14 protein-coding genes are annotated in these 22,364 nt (G+C 61.3%); 2 read left to right on the top strand and 12 right to left on the bottom strand.

Translation table 11 applies throughout. The annotated features are described in order from the left end of the window. Window positions 1-13 precede the first annotated feature (13 nt). From D8M36_RS05125 to D8M36_RS05095, 7 genes are all read right to left on the bottom strand, one after another. Window positions 14-5,086 (bottom strand): DNA methyltransferase, encoded by a 5,073-nt coding sequence (locus D8M36_RS05125; protein WP_126847231.1) that lies wholly within the window; start codon window positions 5,084-5,086, stop codon window positions 14-16. A 98-nt stretch (window positions 5,087-5,184) separates the two neighbouring features. Further along, window positions 5,185-8,163 (bottom strand): SNF2-related protein, encoded by a 2,979-nt coding sequence (locus D8M36_RS05120; RefSeq protein WP_238638388.1) that lies wholly within the window; start codon window positions 8,161-8,163, stop codon window positions 5,185-5,187. A gap of 161 nt (window positions 8,164-8,324) precedes the next feature. After that, a complete protein-coding gene (locus D8M36_RS05115) occupies window positions 8,325-9,281 on the bottom strand; it encodes a glycoside hydrolase family 172 protein (RefSeq protein ID WP_238638387.1) in 957 nt (318 codons plus the stop codon). 152 nt (window positions 9,282-9,433) lie between these two features. Beyond that, window positions 9,434-10,330 (bottom strand): carbohydrate ABC transporter permease, encoded by an 897-nt coding sequence (locus D8M36_RS05110; RefSeq protein ID WP_126847227.1) that lies wholly within the window; start codon window positions 10,328-10,330, stop codon window positions 9,434-9,436. Beyond that, window positions 10,323-11,168, bottom strand: a complete 846-nt coding sequence (locus tag D8M36_RS05105) for a carbohydrate ABC transporter permease (RefSeq protein ID WP_126847225.1) — start codon at window positions 11,166-11,168, stop codon at window positions 10,323-10,325. The genes D8M36_RS05110 and D8M36_RS05105 overlap by 8 nt, the downstream gene beginning before the upstream one ends. 101 nt (window positions 11,169-11,269) lie before the next feature. Continuing rightward, complete coding sequence (locus D8M36_RS05100) at window positions 11,270-12,574, bottom strand: ABC transporter substrate-binding protein (protein WP_126847223.1); 1,305 nt, start codon at window positions 12,572-12,574, stop codon at window positions 11,270-11,272. A gap of 25 nt (window positions 12,575-12,599) precedes the next feature. Continuing rightward, window positions 12,600-13,631, bottom strand: a complete 1,032-nt coding sequence (locus D8M36_RS05095; protein WP_126847222.1) for a LacI family DNA-binding transcriptional regulator — start codon at window positions 13,629-13,631, stop codon at window positions 12,600-12,602. Window positions 13,632-13,844: 213 nt separating this feature from the next. Here D8M36_RS05095 and D8M36_RS05090 point away from each other — a divergent pair, with 213 nt between their 5' ends. Then, window positions 13,845-14,459 carry a hypothetical protein gene (locus D8M36_RS05090; protein WP_126847220.1) on the top strand — a complete coding sequence of 205 codons (615 nt, stop codon included), beginning with the start codon at window positions 13,845-13,847 and terminating at the stop codon, window positions 14,457-14,459. A gap of 46 nt (window positions 14,460-14,505) precedes the next feature. Next, a complete protein-coding gene (locus D8M36_RS05085) occupies window positions 14,506-15,075 on the top strand; it encodes a hypothetical protein (protein WP_126847218.1) in 570 nt (189 codons plus the stop codon). Between the two features lie 33 nt (window positions 15,076-15,108). Here D8M36_RS05085 and D8M36_RS05080 read toward each other — a convergent pair whose 3' ends face one another. The 5 genes from D8M36_RS05080 to D8M36_RS05060 form a co-directional block, all read right to left on the bottom strand. Further along, on the bottom strand, window positions 15,109-16,026 hold the full coding sequence (locus D8M36_RS05080; protein ID WP_126847216.1) for an Abi family protein: 918 nt from the start codon (window positions 16,024-16,026) through the stop codon (window positions 15,109-15,111). Window positions 16,027-16,263: 237 nt separating this feature from the next. Further along, window positions 16,264-18,801 carry a glycoside hydrolase family 31 protein gene (locus D8M36_RS05075; protein ID WP_126847214.1) on the bottom strand — a complete coding sequence of 846 codons (2,538 nt, stop codon included), beginning with the start codon at window positions 18,799-18,801 and terminating at the stop codon, window positions 16,264-16,266. A gap of 181 nt (window positions 18,802-18,982) precedes the next feature. After that, on the bottom strand, window positions 18,983-19,300 hold the full coding sequence (locus D8M36_RS05070; RefSeq protein ID WP_126847212.1) for a type II toxin-antitoxin system PemK/MazF family toxin: 318 nt from the start codon (window positions 19,298-19,300) through the stop codon (window positions 18,983-18,985). Between the two features lies 1 nt (window position 19,301). Continuing rightward, window positions 19,302-19,535, bottom strand: coding sequence for a ribbon-helix-helix domain-containing protein (locus tag D8M36_RS05065; protein WP_065248334.1), 234 nt, complete (start codon window positions 19,533-19,535; stop codon window positions 19,302-19,304). Between the two features lie 235 nt (window positions 19,536-19,770). Beyond that, window positions 19,771-22,206: a glycoside hydrolase family 3 protein gene (locus D8M36_RS05060; RefSeq protein ID WP_126847210.1), complete on the bottom strand. Its 2,436-nt coding sequence runs from the start codon at window positions 22,204-22,206 to the stop codon at window positions 19,771-19,773. Window positions 22,207-22,364 lie beyond the last annotated feature (158 nt).

Below are 22,364 nucleotides of genomic sequence, written 5' to 3'. Positions count from 1 at the left end.
GTGCCGCCGCGCGCTACAGGTGGTAGCGGCGCGCGAAGGCGGCGTAGGCCTCTCGCATATCGGCCTCGCGATCAAGGATACGGAACGGCAGTTCATACGTGTATTCCACGCCGCTTCCGGGGTGAGCCACGGTGCGTGCCTGAGCATCCAAGGCCCCTTGCTCGGCTTCGGTTTCGGGCCTCCCGGCCTTTTTCCATGCGCCGCGAAGCGCGGAGGGGATCTGCCGGCCGTGTGCGTCGAAGATGTAAGCGTCCTTGACCTCGCCATGATCAAAGTTCCTCAGCACATCGAATTGCGTGCGGTAGATCGTCGCGAGTTCATCGATGCTCACGCCCGTCACGTGCGCCATGATCGCGTCGAGCTCCACGAGCGCCTGGCGTCGGTCCTCGTCTCGGCGCAGCGGCACGGTCTCGTCCCACTCGCGCGGCACGTCGCCGAGCGCGGGACGGTCCGGGCGGCTCTGCCCGCCCGCCCACGCATCGCCGCGAAATGCGTCGTATTCCGTTTCGGCAATCTCGTTCCACAACTGCGCATAGGCGCTCGTGAGGCAATTGAGCCGTAGCACGCGCAGGAGCGCCGGAGGAGCAAGTGGATGATTACCGGGAATCGCGGGGGTGCGTTCAACCGAGGTAAGGTAGATATCGTTCGAAACGGTTGATCGAATGAATAAATCGCTAAGAAGTGAGCTCATCGCTGCTTGCGCTAGCCCAAGACTTCGCAAAATGTCATTTCCTTCATCATCCACGAACCCCATAGAAACGATCGGATGTACGTGTGCCGAGCCCGGTGGCATGATTGAGGAAATGAGGGTACGCACGGATTGTCGGTTGCCCGCTCTACGCCGCCACATAATTCGGTAGTGGTCGCGCACACGCGTTGTTTTCGTGGGCTTGCCGTTATCGTCGCACTCAAGAACCCAGTCGCCATAAGCAGCGTCGTAGCGTCGCTCATCTCTCTGTCCGTTTTCTTCCATAACGTAGACCGGCTTGTACTCGGTCACGGGAAGTTTTCCACATGCTAACTCTTCGAGGTCAACTTTGGTATAATCACCTTTTCCTGCCATCGTGCGGTTAATCGATTGATACAGCGGATTAGCGATGTGAAGATTTGGCCCTTTGAGAATTGCATCTTTCCAGGAGTCTCCCGAACCCCACTTTCGTTCATAGTATCCTTTACGTCTCGCACTGGTTTCTTGCCATCCATGATGGGAGATTGGGTTTAGGTTCCCGATTATTGGGCCGCGTGCAAGTTTGGTGAGCACCCCTATACTCGTCGCGTTGGAAGCAGCGAGCATGCGGCTCTCAAGCACGGGAATCTCATCATCGCCGTTTTCCATAACCTCGTGCCACCTACGCAAAGTCTCCATGTCGATCGTAAGAATACGCCCCTGGTGAGGCGCGAGGCTCCACTTCCCGTTCTCGTCTTTGCTTCCCGGCAGAGGGCCGCTCCCGTCGTGCCGCAGCGAGCCCTCAATCGTTGAAGGGTGGAAAATACCCATCGCCATAAGGAACCCGAGCGACTCATACCTCTTTGGCGCAACGTAAACGTTCATCGAATACTCAACAGGATGACCGACTTCATGGAAGAGTTCGATTTCATTTCGAATCCTCCAATGTCGCCTAAGGCGAGGATATGTTGCTCCGCGAAGTAGATATGCCCCTTCGTCCGTAAAGTGAGTGGGAGGGTGGAGGAGCGTGACGACCCCGCTCGAGGCACTACTTGCCCAGGCCCGGCTCATGAACGTACGGTAAAGATCAGAATGGGCACCCTTGAGCTCAGGATACATGGACTGACTACCTACGAAACTGCCTGTACCGGCGACAGACTCGGCTCCCGCGAGGAACTCTGGTAAAGCGCCGAGCTTTGCGAGCGTCTTTTCTCGGCGGTCTTTTTTGGCGGCCTCGGAAGGATTGCCAGCAAGCGCCCACCATGGGTCAAAGTCAGAAAGGATTCCCTCTTCATCAAACTTCGGCTGCACCCACGGAGGGTTGCCCACCTGAAAGTCGAACCCTCCGCGCTCAAATGCAGAGGCAAATTCGAGTTCCCAGTGGAAGAATCGCTGTTCGCACGCGATCTCGCGGGCTTGCGCGAGCCACGGGGTCTCCTCCTCGAGCGCGTCGAGATTCGCGGCGCCGTCCGCTGAGAAAAACACCTCGGCGGCGTCAAGGGCGTTCCACGCTGCGCGCGAATCGCCAAGGTACCCGCCGCTGCGCACACGCGCCTTCTCCTTCGCGTTGCTGCGACCCGCTTCCATTTTTTCGTGATAGCTCGTGCCCACGATCTTCTCGATCGTAGAGAGCCACTCCTCGAACGTGGGCAGCGCCGGGATCTCTCGCGCCCCCTCGTGCCTCGTGCCCCCCACCTCGGGTTCCACGGGCCAAAACCACAGCGCGCACCACGCATCCATCACGAGGCGCACGCGCTGATACGCGGAGTTACGATCCGCGAGCGAGGCCTCGACCTCAGCGCGCGTGATCGCTCCACCCTCGGGGGCGTCGAAGCCCCACACGTCGATCGAGCGGCGCGTGTTCTCCTCGGCGACCTCGAGGCGCCGAAACGCGATCAAGAAGAGCTCCTCGACGCGCTGCGTGAGCCGCTCGAGCCTCGCGACCTGCTCCTTCGTGGGATTTCTCTTGACGCTCCTCGCCCATTTTCGCAAGTTTTTGGCACCCTCGGGCGCAAGTTGTTTTACGGTTTTACTTTCGCCGGCAGCGCCCCAGCCCTCACCGGGGAGCAAGAAATGGAAGATTTGGCCGCTCACGGAACCGAAGGAACCGTCGGAATTCGCCCCCTTCGAAAGCGCACCGCGTGCAATCGGGTCGGGCGCGCCCTCCACGAGATCCTTGAGGGACTTCTTGGCCGACTGCTCGGCCTTGTCCTTCTTCGCCTTCTCCCCCGCCTTCAGCACGTTCTCTGCCGTATACGTCGCACGCCTCGCGCCGATGAGAGAGTTACCCGCGCGGAGCCGAAGGCCAAACCACGGGGCTTTGAGACCGCTCGACATCGAATCGAGCCACAGCGACACTTCAGCAAGCTCAACCGCCGTGGGGTTGAGGTCCACGCCATACACGTTGTGCAGGGCAATGTAGGCCTTGACCTTTTGAAGCTCGCGCGGGTACTCCTCCGGGTCGATCCGCTCGCCGAGCTCCGCCTGGCGCCGCTGCAAGTATTCTTCCGCGAGCTGGCGCACCGCCTCGATCGCGAACGCGCCCGAGCCAAGCGCGGGCTCGCACACACTCAGCCTCAGGATCTCCTCGGCGCTCGTCACGCGACGAGTCACGCGTGTACCGTCAAAGGTCGTGTCTTCTCGGGTTGCGGCGCCCTCAGGGACCCCTTCACCCTCGGGAATGATCGGGTCAAGGAGTTCCTCGAGACCCTGCCGCACCGTGAAGCGCGTGAGCACCTCGGGCGAATAGTACGAAGCGCTCTGCTGGCGCTCGCGACCCGAAAGGCGGAACACGAACTCGCCGTGCGCATAGCGGCGCACGTGCTCCTCGCCCGATTCGTCGCGCACCATGACGCGGTGCTCGGTGAGGCTCTCATCGAGGCTCGCCGCGGGCACCACCCACGAGCCTTTGCTCGGGTCGCCATCCTTCGCGACTTCCACGAGATCTTCCGTGGCAAACGAACCGCGGTAGCTCATGAGCGACTCGTACACCGCGCCGAGCTGGTTAATGCCGAGCGCGACATACGAGATGAAGCCACGCTCGCGTCCCTTCGTTTCCTTCGAGAGCATGAGGTTCCGCAGCACATTCTGGAGGGCGGCGTTGCCAAGCTTCACTTCCGAAATGCGCGCCGTGCGATCCTCGCTGAACAGATCCGCCTCAAGGTTCTCGAACCTCAGGGTGCTGCCCGCGAGCGCCGTATATTCATTACCCTGCTCATCGTGCTTGATCACGGGGCCACGGGGCATGTGCCCCTTGTTCACAAGCGTGAAGAGTCGCTCGAGGCTCTCGAAGAGGTAGGTGCCGTTTTCCGACGCGCCGCCGAGCCGGCGCAGGGTCATCTCGCGCAATCGATCGATCGAATAGCCGCCCGCGTACTCCGCTTGCCCCGCCGGGAGTATGCCCAGCTCAGAGTTCGCTTCGGCGTGCAGCACGAAGAGAATGCGATACAGGTAGCGCAGCGCCTCGAGTGCGAGAGGCTGCGCGTCCTTCTGCTCGAGAGGCGGCAGACCGGCTTCTCGCCGGCGCTTCACGACCTCGTTCGCGATGACTTCGATCGAGGCGCGCACGCCATCGCGCAGATCCGCTGAAACGCCCACCGCGTTCTCGACGGCCTTCTCACGCGTGTCGCGCCACCACAGCTCGCCAGAGGAATCAGGAGCGAGGCATTCGGCGGCAAGGCCGACGAGCGCTCGCTGCACCTCGCCGCCATTTTTCGTGTCGTTGCGCTCCGCGACCGTTTGAAGATCGATCACGAGGTAGCGGCCCTGGGGCCACAGATCCGACGAGGTGAGAATCGCGTAGCGGCCCGCAAGAGCGAGCATGAGCTCGGGAGCATTCTCCTGGATGGCAGCGTGGCTGAACGCCGCGGCGACGCTCTCAATCTTCACCTCCTCACTCGTGCCTTCGTGGAGGGTCACGGGTGCGAGGAGCGACGATTCGTTCTTGCTCACGACATCCTCGTGCGAGGTCGCAGCCTTCGCGAGCGCGATGAGCAGCGGACGCTCCTCGAGGCTGCGATCCCCCACGCGGATGAGCGGGGATCCGTCGCCAAGCACGTGGTGCGCGTGCACCGTTCCCTGGCGCTTAAAGGCTCGGCCGATCGGCTCGCCCGCCTCGGTTATAAAGCCCGCGATGAACAGCACGAAGCGCGCAACCGCAAGCGAGGCCTCCGCGAGCTCGTCGTCCTCGCGGCGAGAGTTCGTGCCGCTCGACGCGAGAGACTGCGCGCGCAAGAACAGCTCGAGGAGCTCCGTGCGGCGTGACGTGAAACGCGTGAGAGGCGACGGGTCGCCATCGGCCTTCCACTGCTTCACAACCTCGCTCACGCGCGCGAGGTACGAGCCTGACTTCTCGTCGCTCGTGAAGTAGTGCTCGGAGATCCAATCTTCGACGATGATGAGCGCATCTGATGCGGCCATGACCTCGCTCCTTCGGTACTTCCCGTGATGAATGCTGGTAGTGGTAAATGTCTACGGTCGCGAATGCTGCTGATTGCGGCGTGGGCTGGCGGTTTTTTCTACGCGCGCGGAACCGCGACGAGCAGCGGCCTCACGAACTCACGCTTCGGAACGCGTTTGTCGACGCTGCTTTTCTCGCTCTTCACCGCGGAGCTTGTTTGCCTAAACAGCTGGGTTTGCTTCGGGTGGAGCTTTGCATTGTCATCCCACGTCATAAGGCGCCTGCGCTGCTTCTCCGCGCGGTCGCGGGCGGCGCGTTCGATCGCCGGCATGATGCTCTCGCGCACCTCGCGCTCAGCCTCCGTGAGCGCGGCAGCGAGAAGCTCCGCGTACTGTTCGGGCTCGCGCACCTCGGTGCCGGGAATATCTGGGCGGAGGCCAATCTCTTCAAATAGCTCCGCGGGATCCACATCTCGCATCACGCGTGGAGTTGCGCCATCCATGGCAACGGCGAGAAGTTCCGTGTGCACCGCTTGCCCGTTCTCCGCTGTGAGCAGCGCCTGCGCGAACACCCACGGTTCGCCCACGCTCGCCTTAATCACCGGGATCGTGCCCTGATCGTGGCGCGCAAGCGCGCGATCCGCGACCCACTCCACAACGGGGTGCAACGGGCTAAGGTAGTGCACGGCCGGCCACAAGGTGCCGTCGGACCCTTCGCGCGCTCGGGCGAGCGAACCATTGGCAACGTTCGCATCCGAGGTCAGCGCGATCCTGTGGGTGATGCCCCGCTCGCGCACGTAGCTCTGCGGCAAAAATTCGAGGCGACGCACCAAATCGCTCGGCGGCGTGAACTCAAGCAGCGACTCGCGCGAATCATACGTAAGGCCCACGCCGCCCGCCGATGGATCACGCTGCTCGTTTCCGCCGAAAACCTCCGCGAGGCCCGTGCGCACGAAATCCTCCTCCGAATCGAACAGACCCGTGTCGAACTCGGCCCCGCGCTCAGCGCGGTGGCCATGCGCTTCCTCGTGCCCGCCCGCACCGTTGCCCGAGAGGATGAGACTCAAGAACGGGTTCTCGATCATGGTTGACGCTTGTGCGGGTTCGGGAAGCACCTCGTCGATGTCCTTCGCGCCGCGCAGCGCATCGATCACCGAAGTCTTTTCCTCGCTCACGCTGTACTTATCCATGAGACTCGCCGCATCACCGAGAAGCGTGTGGGCCTCGTTCTCGCGCTCGAGTAGACGCTTCAAAATTCGTACGTCGCCATCCGAACCCGGAACGCTCGTGAGGTCCAAAAGGAGCGCCGTGATCTGTGGCGAGACGCGCTGTCCATAGCGATCAATGCGGCCGTTACGCTGCTCAAGGCGAATAAGCGACCACGGAATGTCGTAGTGCACAAGCTCATGGCACTGGCTGTGGAGATTCACGCCCTCCGAGGCGACATCGCCCGTCACAAGCACGCGAATCGGTGAGGACTTTTGCTTGAAGCTCTCCACGATCGCCTGCTGGGTCGAATCCTGCAGGCCGCCGTGCATGATCGTGACCGGACCAAACGGCTGCCCCTTCGCGGCCTTCTTGAACTTCAGCGCCTTCTCGATCGAATCCTTGAGCCACTCGAGAGTTTTCACGCGTTCCGCGAAAATGACGATCCGCTCATCGCTGCCAGGGCCCACGCCCTTCTCCTTGAGCAGCTCAATAAGCTTCTGGAACTTCCCCGACGATCGCAGCGGATTGCCCGCGAGGCAGCGATCATTAAGATTCTTCAACCGCGTGAGTGCCTCGCACTCCTCCTTCGCAGGCTCCGAATCGATCCCCTCGATCTTCGCAAGGCGCGTGCTCACGCTTTCCGCGAGCGCGCTCGGCGACGAAAGAAAAGCTTCCATGAGCACCCACGGGAACAGCGCGTTCTTTCGGCCAGTCGCCGACGGAGCCCTGAAGGATTCAGGGAGCGCAATGGAAGCGTCGGGCCTCTCGCCTTCCTCCCATGCCGCGCCTGGGTGAGTCCACGTGCGGGCAATCTCGAGCGCCACCTCACGTTCCGCCTCCGACGGCTCCGCGAGGGTCAGCACCGGGTCCTTGCGCGGCTGCCAACGCTCCCCCACCACGTCCTTCACCGAATCCGAATACCGGTGGCGGCGAATCATGAGCTTTTGCGCCGTGTCCTTTTCCACCTCACCCTGAGGGCTCACGCTCGTAGGCTCCAAAAGGCTCATGAGCTGCGCAAACGACTCATTCTTGCCGTTGTGCGGCGTTGCCGAGGCAAGGATCAACGCATCCGTGTTCGGCGCGAGAATGCGCGCGAGCTGATTGTTCTGCGTGCTCTGATTCGTGACGTTATGCGACTCGTCAATGACGACCGCATCCCACGTGTGCGAGCGAAGATCGTGAACGAAGCGCTCCTGCTTGAGCGTGTCGATCGAAATGATGACCTTCTCGAAATACGAAAAAGGATTACTCGTTGCCGGAAGCTTCTGCTTCACCGCCTGCACACCTTGCGAATCAAGACGCACAAATGGCAGCGCGAACCGCACCCACATTTCGTGCTGCATCTGTTCGAGCACGTGTTTCGGGCACACGATCAGCACGCGGCGACCGCGGCCACGGCGCATAAGCTCAGTCAAAATCATGCCGATCTCGAGAGTCTTCCCGAGACCCACCGCATCCGCGATCAGAAGTCGCGGCCTCAGCCGCTCCGGGTCGAGCGCCGCCTCGACAGCCTCGCGCTGATACGGGAGATCATCCGCGAGCATCCGCGGAGCCACCGTAAGGCCGGGATGCGCGATCGGTACGGGCGTTTTCCGCAAAGTCGACTCGAGCCACAGGCGAGTCTTTCGATAGTGCGGCGACGCGTCACCCACAAGCGTCGCCTCACGCGGATTCACCGGGACAATCCGGTCGAGACTCTCGTAAAACTGCGCCTCGATACCCTCCACGAAGTCGCTCACGCCGCGCACCGTGAAAAGCGCGCCGTCCGACGTCTCCTCAACCGACGTCACGAGCCACGTCTCATCGCGCACACGCACGAGCGAACCCGGCGGAGTCATCGCGGCAACGCCGCTCACATTAGGCGTGGCGTCAATCGGGGTCGCGATCACGGGGGTCCTTCCTCGAGGGGTGCGAAGGGGGCGAAACCATTGTGGCACGGAGTGGGCGTGAAAGAGGTGCCGAACCCAAGCGGGCTCAGCACCTCATTTGGTGTACCTTCCCGTACGGGCACCTTTGGGGCGGCTCCACGGGAGTGGTGAGCGGAAGGGGCTTAGCGCGGTCGGCGGTCCTCGGCAGAGCCCACTGTGCCGCTCACATCCGTCGGATGGTCGAGGTACCAGTAGGCAACGCTCGCGATGTCGTCATTGCGCTCGAACAGGCTGTTGTCCCAGTCGCCAATCATCTGCTGCGTGACGCGCAAATCCTCAGCGAAGTAAATCGGATCAAGAAGGTGCCAGCGGTACATATCGAAGTGCGGAGGCATGCGGTGCTCGTAGTTCGAGAACTTCGAGCGGTCCTTGACGTCGACGCGCGTGAAACCGAATGAGTGACTCGAGTAGGTCTGAGGGATCGGTTCTGGATCCTTCCGCAAAGCATCCTGGAATGCCCAGGAGCCACCCACATAATCTTCAAGGCCCGTGCTCGTGAGGGTGGGCCATTTATCATCTCCATCGATGAAGAACTTAAGCTCGCCCTCGCCCCACCAGTAACGCTCCAGCGAAGTCAGGGTGAAGAAGGAGCCGAGGTAAACGCCGCTGCCCTTAATGTTTTCGAGAACGACGTGATCGTTTCCCTTACCGAGGTCGCCATTACTTCGGCGCCACTGTGCGTGGAAGTAGCCGGACGATTCATCGAGCTCATCGCCGAGCGTGCAATCCACCTGGTAGAAGAAGCCTTCGATGACATCCGGATGCTGGCTTTCGATGACAATCCGGGCGTGCGAACGGAACGGCATCGCGATAAATGAGTTGAACCCGGAATTGGGCGCCACAACAATTGGGAGGGAGTCTACGCGACTGGAAATAGCTCCCCCGCAGCAGAAGAAGTCTCCGAGGGGCGCCACTACCGAAGGCGATTCCTCGCCATCCCAGTACATCTTCACGAGAAGGTTCCGGTACACGAAGGGATTCGCCTTCGTCACCGCGTTACACGTAATCCAGATGTGCCGAACCACACCGGGGCCGTCCACGTCAACGAGCACGAGTTCCTCGCCAGGGTGAAGGTCCACGCAAGGGGACCCTTTGCGTGCTACACCAAGGTGTGAAGCTGCCTGGGCCGCCTTCCCCTTCTCCCCTCGCGGATTCTCTGCGTTGAAAGTTCGAGTCACAACGCCCGCTTTCATTTTGGTGGGGTCAAAGATATTCAGCATTTTTGCTCCTTCTACTTAACTGCACCGGCTGTCACGCCGTTACTCAAGGTTTTTTGGAAAATAAGGAAGAACACGATGGTGGGCAATAAGGACAAGAATGAGCCGGCATTAACGACGGTCATGTCCACGGTGTACTGACCACGCAGCGTCGCCAGTGCGATCGGAATGGTTTGCGCATCCTGGCTATTCAAAAGCACAACCGGGATATAGAACTCGTTCCACGTCCAAATGAAGAAGAACACCATCAAGACAGCAAGCGTTGGACGAATCACCGGAACGACAACCGTCCACAGGATCCTCCAGCGGCTCGCACCATCAACACGCGCGGCTTCGAGAAGCTCACGCGGAAACGTTCCGAGCACCCCTGCGAGCAAATAGGTGCCAAATGCTCCCTGCAGCACGATGAAGATGATGATGACTGACCAAATCGTGTTGAGAGTCCCCGTTGCCTGCGCGATGTAGAACAGCGGGTAAATGAGTGCCTCTTGCGGAATCATGGTCCCGAGGAGAAGAACCGCGAGAACACCGGTGCGCATTTTGATTCTGCCGATACCAATCGCATAGGCGGCGAGCACCGAGATCAGAACGCCAACGACCGCAACGACGACCGAGATCACGATTGAATTCGTGAGTGCTTTCGGAAAATCGATGATATCGAGGTAGCTCTGAAGCGGTCCTAGATCAAACTTTGCCGGCAGTGCCAAGGGGCCTCTCGTGGAGTAATCCGCCGGGCTCTTGAAAGCATTGAGCACGACCAAGAGGAACGGCGAAAGAACGAGCAGGGCGCCGGCGCATGTCGCGATAAGCATGAGCAGGGATCCGGGCTTCACGCGCTCCCACAGCGTCCCTCGCTCTCGCTTCTGGACCTTGACGCCGCTCAACGGGTCTTTAGTCACCGAATCACGCATCTTCGCTCCTCCTTTGAATCCACAGCATGACGAGTGCGACCACGAGGATCACCGCCGCCATCACCGTGGCGATTGTCGCGCCGTATCCCACACGAGAGAGCTCGAAGAAGTTGCGGTAGGCGTAGTAACTCGGCACTACCGTCGATCCCTCGGGCCCGCCTCCGGTCAGGATGAGGATCGGCGCAAAGACCTTGAGAGCGGCGACCGTCGCCGTCAGGGTCACGATGAAGATTTCGGGCCGGATCTCCGGGATGGTGATTTTCCGAAGTTGCTGAAACCACGAGGCGCCATCGAGGTCTGCCGCCTCATAGAGAGACGGATCGACTCGCCCGAGTGCTGCCATAAAGATGACGAGTGGATATCCAAGCTGCAACCACACGAGCATGAGCATGACCGTGACGATCGCGGCCTTCGGATCACCGAGCCAATCCGGCGGATTGGAGATCCCCACACTGCGAAGTACCGCGTTTACCGCACCCGCATCCGTATTCATCACCCAGCTCCAAATAAAGCCGGCAACGGCAATGGGGAGGATCTGCGGCAGGTAGTAGCATCCGCGCAAGAAGCTTGCGATGCGAGCTCCGTATCGCGGGGCCACAAGGTTGAAGAGAACCGCGGCGAGGAGAAGGCCCAGAATTGTGGGAACGACGACGATCGCCACGATCATCAAGAGCGAGTTCTTGAACGACATCCAAAAGGCGTCGTCCTGGAACAAGGTGGTGTAGTTCTCGAGCCCTACCCAATTCATCTGCGCGGCTCCGCCTCGCCAGTCAAAGAGACTGATGAAGAGGTTTCCGAACAGTGGGATTAAGACGATCACCGAAAAGCCGATCGTCATCGGCAACAAGTACGGCCAATACCGTTCCTTGTGCCGAGCGTTGTTTCGATCCCGCTCTCTAGGTCGGGCGCGACCCTCCACGCTGATTGCACTCATCGCGGTCACTTCCCAGTGCCTGCGTCATAGAAATCCTGCAGAGCCTTGATAAAACCGTCCGCGGTCTCGTTCCCGTTCGACATCGCCTGCATGTGTTCCTGGATGAAGTCGAGGAACCCAATCACCGGGTAATCGGGGTAGTACGACAGCACATCGCCGTCCATGAGCTCAACGAAGCGCTCGGTGTACTCGCGTGTGCGTTCATCACTGATCGTGGAGGGGTCACCTGCAATCGGCAGGCCGCCAAGTTCGCCGATAACATTTTGTACTTCGTCCGAGAGCGTGATGTCGATCCACTCGTACGCGAGCTCCTTATTCTTCGCACGGTCAGGGACACCCCACAGGTGGCCTGACGAGCCCATCACGAGGTTCGCTTCGGGGAAGGTTGTGTAGCCCCAGTTGAAATCTGCTTCACTTACAGCGCGGTGGAAGACGCCGTGGTTCCACACAACCATCGCAGCCTTGCCGCTGAGGAAGTTCACCGTCGCTTGCTCGAAGTTGAGGCCCGCGATGTCTTTGCCGACGTATCCTCGCTCGATCCATGACTGGAACCGCTTGGTACCCTCTGCCCACGGGCCGGAGGTGAAGTCCACGGGATTCTTCACAAACATGAAGTCATCGATTTCGTCGCGTGTCGCGATTGCCGACACGAGCGAATACCACACCCACATTTGATTAAAGCCCTGACTTGTAGCGGCCGAACTTGCGATCGGGGTGATACCAGCCGCCATGAGCTTGTCCATGCCGGCTTCGAGCGCGTCGAGATCACTGAAGTCTGGTTCTACACCGTGCTCCTTGAGCAGATCTTCGTTGTAGAACAGCGTGACGTACTCACCGATATTCGGAATCCCGTACCAGTCACCCGAGCCAGCCATGCCGTTCTCATAAAGTGCGAACGAACGCATGGCGGGACCGACCTTTTCGTCCCAACCGCGCTTGCTGACTTCGCCAGTGAGGTTGGTGAGCAGGCCTTGCATGGCGAGCTGGCCACCGTCGGCATTGCCCTTATTGAACTCGATGACATCGGGAACATCATTGCCCGAGAGCGTAATTTTTGCGTTCTGGCGCACGGCATCGAAGCTCGTTTGCTCGAAGCTCACATTCACGTCAGGGTGCTTATCCTTGAAGATTTCGAGAGCCTTCTTCCACCCTTGGCCTTGAGCGGAGGTCGGGTCCTCGTACTGGAGAATCTTGAGCGATTTGCCGTCGCCTTCTCCCGACGATCCACATGCGGTGAGGCCAGTGGCGAGCATCGGCGCTGCGGCGGCGATGCCGAGGGCACCAAGGGTCTGACGTCGTGTGATTTTCATTTTCTTACCTTTCACTTAATGCGGTTCATTCCGCGGTTGTTGAAACGGAGTTTCGAGGAATCAGAGGGCAGGAAACTTTAATGCGAGACGGGTCCGTCGGTCCGTTGTCGATCAATTGAACGAGCTGGCGAACCGCTTCGGCGCTCATTCGCGGATGGGGAAGCTCGACGGTCGTCAGGCGTGGCTCAAAAAATTCGGATGTATATTGCACGTTGTCGAATCCCACGATGCTGAGATCATTCGGGATCGAAAGACCGATGGATTGGGCTGCGCGAGCAACGCCAAAAGCTGTTCGGTCGGAAAAGCAGAACAGGGCTGTCGGGCGCTCCTCGGCGCTTGCATCGAGAAGATCCTTAGCGGCCTTTTCACCAGCGGAAATCGAAGGATCGTGCGCGTTGACAACAAGGACTGAACTTTCATCCCCGAAGAATTCCTGCATCGCTTTGCGGTAGCCCTCTTCACGCAAATGACGAGCGATATATTTCTCCTCGTCGATTCCGATGTAGCCGATGCGAGAGTGACCCGCTTCGATGAGGTGCTTTGTCGCGTCAAATGCGCCCTGAATTTCGTCGGCGATGACCTCTGTCACGAGGGGTGAGAGTCCAGAACTGACACAGTCGAGGAAGACAAAGGGCACACCTTGCGGAACCTCGGGAATCTGGCGCCTGCGAAAGTAGTCCGCGGCAAAGATGATGCCGTCGACGTCGCGTTGAAGTGCCGTGCGAATCGCTTCCTGCTCGGCGTTTGGGCCCGCGAGAACGGGGATCGTCACGAGGATGTACCCGGCCTTTGTCGCTGCCGATTGCGCACCTAGCACAAGACCGGGAAGGAAGAGGTCATCAGCGCTCGTGTGACTGATAAGGGCAATCGCGTGACTCTTGTTGAGTTTGAGCCCGATCGCATGGAGGTTGGGCGTGTACCCCATGTCCATTGCCGTTGTGCGAATACGCTCGGCAAGCTCAGGATTCACTCTCCCCTGATCCTTGCGATTGAGGGCAAGCGAGACCGTCGAGACTGATACACCGAGCTTTCCGGCGATGTCTCGCATCCGCACCATTGCCGCCACTCCTTCGCACCGTTGCCGTGAGTCAATCGATTTACCCGTGACGTTAGAGACGTCAAACGGTTGACGCAACGACGAATCTGAAGATTTTTGTTATTGGATCCCCGTTACGGCTTTGGCTCGTCTTCCGGCGACTAGGATCAGGACTGTTGTCCAGTAAGTGCGACACCAACTGCCAGGCCGCACCAATTACAAAGGAGCCCGCCCATGGCATCTCGTTGGCCCATCCCACCCGCCAATGAGCGCGGCGAGGTTCTGCTCGCGAGCGGGCCGAGCATGATCTTTCATTGCGCCTACACCGTCCCCATGGCCCTTTGCGCGGTCTTTCTTGGCGGGTTGGCTGTGGCGCTTCTGATCAACCCTGGAAAAGCCACGCTCACTATGCTCATCATCGGGGCGGTGTTGCTCGGAGGCCTTGCCCTTGGCCTCTTTATGGGGTTCGTGTGGTGCCTATGGTTCGGCGTGAAGGCCACACGTCGAGGCGTGCTCGTGCGCTACATCCCCGGTCGCACGAAGTTCCTCCCGTGGGAGGCGATCGTGTCGTTTGCACCCGGCGTGCACGACGGTAGGGAATTGCGCTCCCTCAATGCACAAACGGTTGACGGTGCCAGCCACATGGTGCCCGTTCTCTATCGAACCGACAGAAAGAAGAACTTTCTCTCCTCGAAACTCACGCCCGAAGGCGCCCGCCTCGTGGGCCCTGAGGTGAACCCCGCCGTGGTGCTGCCGCGGCTGGTTGAGCTCAATCGGCACGGAGGGCTCGGGTGTAGTCCTGTTGTGCTCCAGGGTTCGCCTGTGACGGCGTCACGCCATTGCCCGTGACATGTGATACTGGCTGCTGAAACCTCTGCCACAAAGGAGCACGCCAATGGCATCACGCTGGCCTATCCCGCCCAAGAACGAGCGCGGTGACGTTCTGCTCTCCTCTGGGCCCGGCAGTATGTTCCGGTGGGGCTACGGAGGAGCATGCGCGTTTTTCGCCGTGCTTTTTGCGGTGGCGCTCGCGATTCTCAGCTTTTCAGAGGACCAGACTTCGAGCGCCGAGCGCGCAGTTCAAGCGGTCGTATTTGGCGGCTTCATACTGTTTTTCGTCTTCGGATTTTTGCTCTTCACCAAGCAGGGCGTGTGGGCCACGCGAGAAGGGATTCTCATGCGCTCTTTGCCGGGCACGGGAAAGTTCCTCCCCTGGAGCGAGATCAACTCTTTGGAGCCGGGCCAGCTCATCGGCAAACGTCTTCGCACCCTCGTCGCGCACACGGCGCGCGGCGAGAGCGTAAAGGTCCCCGTGTACTACAAATGGGGCACGTCGAGCGTGAGGTTCAGCGCGAAGCTCACCCCCGAAGGCTCCCGCCTCGTTGGCCCCGACAACAACCCCGCGGTTGTCCTCCCCCAGTTGCTTGAGCTGCACCGGCAGAACCAACTCGGCGGGCAACTCTGAATTAGTTCAACTACTCGGCGAATACTGGAAGGCCTACCTCGCCCACAGTGCTAGCTCCTCCCACTGTGCAGGGGCGCCAGTACGGCTAAGAGGAACCAAAGCATTCACGGGATAAGTAGCCATCAGAGACGGCAAACGCTCGGCTTGCGACAAACCGAGTTGGCGATGCAAGTACTGGATCAGGGAGAGCTGTCCGAAAACTCTATTCATCGTGCCCGCGAGTGGAGTCAGTCGAACATCTTTTTTCAACTTAGGTTTGATGTCGTACACCCGATTAAACATTCGAGCATGGTGCGCCGCTAAGTTCCGCAAGACATTGAGCGATTTGAGCCACGACTCGAGCTGAGGCGCGCTCAGATCACAACGTTCAGCCACCCGGTTCCGGGCAAGGCCCGGAGACATTCCATAGAGGTGGGAAATCATCCCCCAGTCCATGATCTCCACGGCCGCCCAAATTGGCATCTCGCCCTGATACTTTCGCCGATGGTGGCCTACGAAATCCTCTTTTGATCCGCGCAACGCGGAGTCATACTTCTCCCGCCACACTTCATACCTACTCTTACGGTCTCGCCGACGTTGCCGAGCCTGCGGACCTAACTGTTCGGGGACGAGGTGGATGAGCGGGTCAATTCTGCCGGGCTCATAGCCGAGCATGGCACGAACGGCCATTTCCACCCGATCCAACTCGCGGAAGATCCCGTATCGAAGCCTCTCATCGAATTCGTACAGAGCAGCGGCGAGTTCCAATGATGCACCGTCAATAAATTTCTCAGTAGCTACTCCATTTTTCGGATTGAACTTCAGTAGTGGGTACCAGTACCCCGACAAGCGGTAATAGTTGAATCGCTGCAGGAAGCTTTCGGCCCAGGCCCGGTCGTCGATCTGCAGGCCTCGCTTGCGGAGCAGATCGACTTGTTCCGCGTAGGTCTTAAATTGCTTCGCATGGACCATGCATCCCCCGATCCCCCGTAAGCAAAGACCGGCCCTGGACTCCCACCGAGGTGGGCAGCGGAACCGGTCATGTTGCCTCAACGATACCCCGGGGGCATGCTGGAGACAAGCAATGCGACTCTAGCTTTAACCCATGTCTCAACCTTGGCACGCGCGTAGGAGCCCTCCCCCGCGCCACCTCGTGGCGGCGCGAAAGGGAGGGCTCGATGTGCTTGCTGAAGGGCAACCGGGTGCGGTTTAGCCCCAGATCTCCGCGACGGCTGCGATGAGCGAGGGGCTCGCCTGCTCGTAGTCATTCGTTTTCGGCAGGTGGCCCGACGGTGCCTTGCCGAACGCCGAAATCTCACGCATGAGCGAATCGGGGCGCTTCGCGGCAACACCGGCGATGGCCTGCTTGAGCGTGAAGCCAATCTCGGCGTCGTTCACGAGGGAACGTAAGCGCGCGTAACGCACCTCGCGACCCTTCTCGGTGTCGTCGAGAACGGTGCCGAATCCGGCGCTCGTGAGCGTTGCCTCTTCGCCGACCTTGAGGCCGGTAACGGTGATCGTCGAGGCGTGCGGCGCGGGCCGGTCAGCCGGGCTGAGCTTGCGAACGCGGAGCTCATCGGCAAGTTTTTCAGCGCCGGGGGCGAAGGTAGCGTCGGACCCTTGCGCCCCCAGATCCCCAAACCCAGCCGGGTCATGCCCGAGCAGCCGCACGCGCCACTCGCGCCGCTCAAGCGCCTCGCGCGCCACCTCGGGGGTGTCGGCGGGGATAGTAATGCTGAGGGAGTTTTCCGACGCCTGCACGGCCACGCGCACGTGGCTCCACACGAGGTCATCGCCCGCCTTCCATTCTTCGTGGAGCGTGAATTCGCCGTCACCTCCCGCGGCAACGATCAGTTCGAGCACCTCGGGGTTGTCCTCGATTTTCTCGGGGACCTCACCTGCCGGTGTGAGCGGAAGGATGCCGCCGGCGCGCACGAGAACGGGAATCGAGCCGAGCGGGCGGAACATTTCCTGCGTGAACGCTCCCGAATCGGGGCTGCCGTAGCGCTGCTCGGTGAATAGGTCGAACCACATGCCGCCGGGCAGGATCGGCTCAACACTGCCGCGGCCCACATCCTTCGCGGCGGGGCGCGTAATCGGCGCGACGAGAAGCTCGGAGCCGAACAGGTAACCCTGATCGTTTCGATACGTGGGGTATTGCGGCGCCTCGAAATACACGGGCTCCACGATCGAGCGACCCTCGTGGTGGGCGCGATAATTCATCGAATGCAGGTACGGCACGAGGCGGTGACGAAGGCGTAGGTGTGCCGCCTGAATCTCGCCGTGCGGGGCCGGGAAGTTCCATGGCTCCTTCACCGCGAACGGCGAGTTCGACGAATGCAGGCGGTTGATCGGCGAGAACACACCGAACTGCACCCAGCGGGTCGCGAGCTCGTTATCGCGAAAGCCCTCCATGTGCCCGCCAATGTCGTGGCTCCACCAGCCGTAGCCGATGTTCGCCGCGGCCGCCGTGAAGCCAGGCTGGAACGCGAGCGACTCCCACGTCACGATCGCATCGCCCGAGAAGCCCACGGGGTAACGGTGGGAGCCGGGGCCTGCGAACCGCGAGAACGTGAGCGGGCGCTCGATCGAGCGCTTGCTGCGCGTGAAGTGTTCGTGATTGAGCACCCACAGCGGGTCCACGCCCTCGACGCTCGAATACGGGCCCGACTGCCAGTCGATCCACCAAAAATCCGTGCCCTCATCCTCGAGGCGCTTGTGCAGCACATCGAAATAGGCGTCCATGAACTCGTCGTTGTTCACGTCGAACGGGATGGCGGTGCCGTCGGCGGGCTTGCCGAGCGCCTCGCACATCGCCTCATACGCTTCCTCGAATGCGCGCACACCATCGGCCGGGTGAATGTTGAGTGTCACGCGAAGGCCGCGCTTGTGCAGCTCCTCGAGGAAACGCTCCGGATCAGGAAACAGGTCACGATTCCACGTGTACCCCGTCCAGCCCGAACCGTACTTCGGGTCCACGTCGGTAAGGTGCCAATCCATGTCGATCACCGACACCGAGAACGGAATGTCCTCCGCGCGGAACGCATCCATGAGCTCGAGGTAGCTCTCCTCGCTGTAGCGGTGGTAGCGCGACCACCAGTTGCCAAGCGCGAACTTCGGCACGATCGGCTGAGGGCCACTAATCGCGAAATAGTCCCTCACCGCAGCCACGTGGTCGCGACCCGCAGCGAACACGAAAAGATCAATGCTGCCGTCCTCGGCAGCGCGGGCGCGCAGGCGGCCGTCGGAATCAAACACCATCGAGCTCGAATCATCGATCTCCGCATACCCCACCGTAGAGTTCACGCCCGGCTCGAGCGGGATCTTGCCGTCGGCAACATCAAGCGTGCGGGCCGCGCCACCGAGGTTCCCATCGAGCGCGCGCTGGGTCTCCCCGTTCAGGGCGAGCTGGCGATCCGCCGGCAGTGACAGATCCTGCCCGTACCGCCACACCGAGTGATACGCCGAAACCCCGCCCTTGACCTCAACCTTGAGGCCGTTCGCCGTGAACGGGCCGCGATCGTATTCGAGGTAAAAATTCTCCGTCTCGACCGTGAGGCGGCCCTGGTACTCGCCAATCGAGTACTCGGAAGGGTCAAGCACCACGTCGCGATTGATCGCGAAAGTCGACGGGCGATCCTCGAAAGCGCCGCTCGGCGAATACTCGAGGCGCACCACGCGCGGCGTGACCGGCGTGATCCGAAAGTGCTCGCCGACGAGTTCAGCGGGAAGGGCAATATCAGGCATGAAGTCTCCTCATCTCGCGCGAGCCCCGCATGGACTCACCCTCTCAGCCTACGTGCGGGATCTGGGCCGATGCCGTGCGACTTTATGAAAAAAACCAGAGCGTGCAGCCCCTAAGAGGGGGGCCGCAGCCCTGGATTTTTCATCGAGAGTGACGCACGGAGTGTGCCACCGGCGCCTCTGCTTAGCTCTCGAGGGGCCTCGCGTCGAGGTCGAAAGCCATGATCACGGCAATCGCTAACGCACGCTCCTGATCGGGCTGAAGAAAACCAATAGTTCGGCCGAGAAGTGAGGCAGGAATCGTGACCGTGTTATCAAGAGAGGCAGCGCAACGGTGGTCAAGGCCGTTACGCTTCCCTAGCTCCACTTCGCTCGAGAGCCCTTTGACCGTCGAGGTGATGGGCGCGACCGTCACCTTGGTCATCGCACTTCGAGCGACCTCTCGCGTCAGCACAAGAACCGGCCGAGTCTTGTCGAGCTTCGCAAGGCAGATTTCGCGCACGTCAGTCCTCGAATGAGGCGTGGTGCGCGGTCCACTCCACGAGGGAGTCGAGATCATCCTGCGGGCCTTCCGCATTCACGATTGCAGCGTCCACAAGAGCCGCTTGCCGCCTCTTCTCTCGTTCGAGCGCGACGCTCACGAGGTCAGCTCGGCTACCTGCGGCTCCTGTCGATACACTCCGGTCAAGGAACTCCACGAGGTCGTCTGGAAGACGCAACGAAATTTGCACCGTCATGCCCTCAGCCTAGCAAAATGCATCCCAATGTGGGATGCACTCTCATCGGCGTCGTAACGGCCAAAATGGACACAACGCGCTCATCCCACGCGAGTCATGAAAAAACCAGAGCGTGCAGCCCCGAAATAGGCGCTGCAGCCCCAGAATTTTCATCGAGAGTGACGCTAGGAGCGTGCCACCGGCGTCATCGGCACCTGCGTCACCGAAGCCTCTGGCGACAACCACCGCCGGAGCCTTACATGAGGTTGCGGCGGCCCTTTTCGGCACTCGTCGCATGCCCCTGCGGGTTGGCCTCGAGCACGAACCGAAGCACGTGCAGCGCCGTGCGCTGAAGCTCGCCGAGGGTGAGGCCACCGTCGGAACCAAGCGAATCCTTCACGCCCGTATCGCACGTATCGCCGCCGTGCTCCTTGCTGCCGGGCATGAGCACGTCGATGCCGCCGCGCACGCGGTAGGCGCTGTCGCGAAGGGCCGGGAAGTTCGGATCCTCCACCATGCGCATCCACCAGTCGGTCATCACGAGGCCGTCGAAGCCGAACTCGCCGCGCAGAATCGTGGTCACGAGGTCGTAGCTGTAGTGACCCCACACGCCGTTGATCTTGTTGTACGAGGTCATGATGGTCTGCGGCTGCGATTCCTTCACCATGATCTGGAACCCGCGCAGATAGACCTCGCGCAGTGCACGCTCGCTGACGCGCGAATTGGAGAAGATGCGGTTGTGCTCCTGGTTATTGGCCGCGTAGTGCTTCGGGCACGCCGCGACGCCCTTGGACTGCACGCCGTTCACGATCGCGGCGCCCATGAGGCCCGTGAGCAGCGGATCCTCGGAGAAATACTCGAAGTTTCGGCCACACAGCGGATCGCGCTGAATATTCATGCCGGGGCTGAGCAGAATGTCGGAGCCCTTGGCGAGCATTTCCTCGGCGTGAAGCTCGGCAAGCTCGCGCACCCCCTCGGGGTTCCACGTGGAGGCGAGCGCGGTGCCGCACGGCAGAAGAGACGCGAACGCGGAAACACGCAGGCCAGAGGGGCCATCGGTCGTAATCGCGGGCGCCACACCCCGCTCGCGCAAGGACTCGGTCACGCCGCCAAGCGCACCGGCATTGCCGCGCACGCCAAGGGGGCTGTCCATAGTCGTGTCACCGTAGGCGAGGGCAACGAGATCCTCAGTTCCGACGGTTGCCACGAACTCCTCGAGGCTCACCTTCCCGGAGCGCACCTCCTCAAACGAGGGTTTGCTGCCGGCTTCGGGCTCGGGCAGCGCCTTGGGCAACCGGTCAAGGATGCGGCGGGCAAGGTCACGCTGCTCCTCGGGGGCTTTTTCGTATCCGACGGTCGCCTCGCCATCGTCGCCCCGAGTGAGAATCATGCGGTCAAACCCGCAGCCCTTCTGGATCGAGGAGGCTTCTTCGAGCTGCTGCACAACGATCAGGTTCTCGATCTCGATCTCGCCGGCAAGCTCGGTGTCCTTCACGTTTTGGCCCACGTGCAGGCGATACGTGCCGGGCTCGAGCACGTAGGCGCTCCGGTGGCCCGTTGCGCCCGAATCGTCATAGGAGGCGAAGTCGCGAAGATCAACGTCGAGGCTCACCGTGGTGCTCTGGCCAGCGGCAACGCTACCGGTGCGGGCGAAGGCCGCGAGGCGGCGCGCGGGCTGGGAAAGCTTCCCATCCGGGGTTTCGAGGTAGGCCTGCACGACAGTGCTGCCGCTTCGCTCGCCGGTGTTCTTCGCCGTGAGCTCGAGGTGGGCGCGGGTGGCGTCGGACCCAAAACTCTCGAGGCCGAGCGAGAACGACGTGTAGCCGAGGCCCTCCCCGAAGTGGAACTGCGCGGTGCCCGGTGCGAAAGTTTCGTAGTAGCGGTAGCCCACGAACACGTCCTCGACGTAGTTCGTGACGTCCGGGTCGCCGAAGTTCTGCGCGCTCGGGGCGTCCTCGTAGCGGCGCGCGATCGAGGCGGTGAGGCGACCACCGGGCTCCGTGACGCCGGTCAGAACATCCGCGAGCGCGTGCCCCGATTCCATGCCGCCCGCCCACGCGATCACAAGCGCCGAAAGCGGGTAGCGCTCCGCCCACGACAGGTCCATGACGTTGCCGGCATCGATCACCACGACCGTGCGCTCAAACGCGGCACTAACCCGTGCGATCAGGGATTCTTCCTGCTCGGTGAGGAAGTATGAGCCGGGCGCGAGCTCCGCGTCGCGGTCCTCCCCCGCCGCGCGGCCGATCACCACAATGGCCACATCGTTGCGCCTGGCGGCGGCGTTGATCTGCTCGTCCTCGAGCTCGAGCTCGGGGTAATGGGTGGGCCACTTGCCCCACACCGTGCCCGGATCCGCGGGCTGCTCCTCGCTGAAGCAGTCGTAGGCCGAGGCGAGCTCCTCATCGACCTTCACGGCGCCCGATTCGCGAAGCGCATCCGTGAGGTTCGAGATGTACGGCGGGTTCACATCGCCACCCGAGCCATAGCCGACGGCCAGCCAGTCCTTCGCCGTGCGACCAAACAGCGCAACGCGGCTCTCGGACGCAAGCGGCAGCACGCCATCATTGCGAAGAAGCACCGTGCCCTGCGCGGCAAGCTCACGCGCCTTTGCCGCAAGCCGCGGGTCGAGGTGGCGATCTGCCGAGGCCTCGGCGGCCGTTGACTGCTGGGACATCGTTTCGTGACTCATGGTGCTCCTCGTTGATGCTCGAGTCGAGGCGCCGGGCGGCCCCGGCGCCCCTCAGTCAGGCCAGTCTACTGGCCGCCCATGCCCGTCGTGGCGAAGCCGCGCACGATGTGGCGCTGGAAGAGCACGGCCACCACCGGAAGGCATCGACCCCGACATAA

This window comes from Dermabacter sp. HSID17554 (assembly GCF_003989295.1).
Lineage (GTDB): Bacteria > Actinomycetota > Actinomycetes > Actinomycetales > Dermabacteraceae > Dermabacter > Dermabacter vaginalis.
Note: the sequence above shows the minus strand (reverse complement) of the source record. Positions and strands in the feature narration are given on the sequence as shown.

What these genes read in the sequence shown, in the direction of transcription:
- D8M36_RS05090 (WP_126847220.1), top strand. Translation starts at nt 13,845, where the DNA reads ATGGCATCTCGTTGGCCCATCCCACCCGCCAATGAGCGCGGCGAGGTT.
- D8M36_RS05085 (WP_126847218.1), top strand. Translation starts at nt 14,506, where the DNA reads ATGGCATCACGCTGGCCTATCCCGCCCAAGAACGAGCGCGGTGACGTT.
- D8M36_RS05075 (WP_126847214.1), bottom strand. Translation starts at nt 18,801, where the DNA reads ATGCCTGATATTGCCCTTCCCGCTGAACTCGTCGGCGAGCACTTTCGG.
- D8M36_RS05100 (WP_126847223.1), bottom strand. Translation starts at nt 12,574, where the DNA reads ATGAAAATCACACGACGTCAGACCCTTGGTGCCCTCGGCATCGCCGCC.
- D8M36_RS05105 (WP_126847225.1), bottom strand. Translation starts at nt 11,168, where the DNA reads ATGACGATCGGCTTTTCGGTGATCGTCTTAATCCCACTGTTCGGAAAC.
- D8M36_RS05065 (WP_065248334.1), bottom strand. Translation starts at nt 19,535, where the DNA reads ATGACGGTGCAAATTTCGTTGCGTCTTCCAGACGACCTCGTGGAGTTC.
- D8M36_RS05110 (WP_126847227.1), bottom strand. Translation starts at nt 10,330, where the DNA reads ATGCGTGATTCGGTGACTAAAGACCCGTTGAGCGGCGTCAAGGTCCAG.
- D8M36_RS05060 (WP_126847210.1), bottom strand. Translation starts at nt 22,206, where the DNA reads ATGAGTCACGAAACGATGTCCCAGCAGTCAACGGCCGCCGAGGCCTCG.
- D8M36_RS05125 (WP_126847231.1), bottom strand. Translation starts at nt 5,086, where the DNA reads ATGGCCGCATCAGATGCGCTCATCATCGTCGAAGATTGGATCTCCGAG.
- D8M36_RS05080 (WP_126847216.1), bottom strand. Translation starts at nt 16,026, where the DNA reads ATGGTCCATGCGAAGCAATTTAAGACCTACGCGGAACAAGTCGATCTG.
- D8M36_RS05095 (WP_126847222.1), bottom strand. Translation starts at nt 13,631, where the DNA reads ATGGTGCGGATGCGAGACATCGCCGGAAAGCTCGGTGTATCAGTCTCG.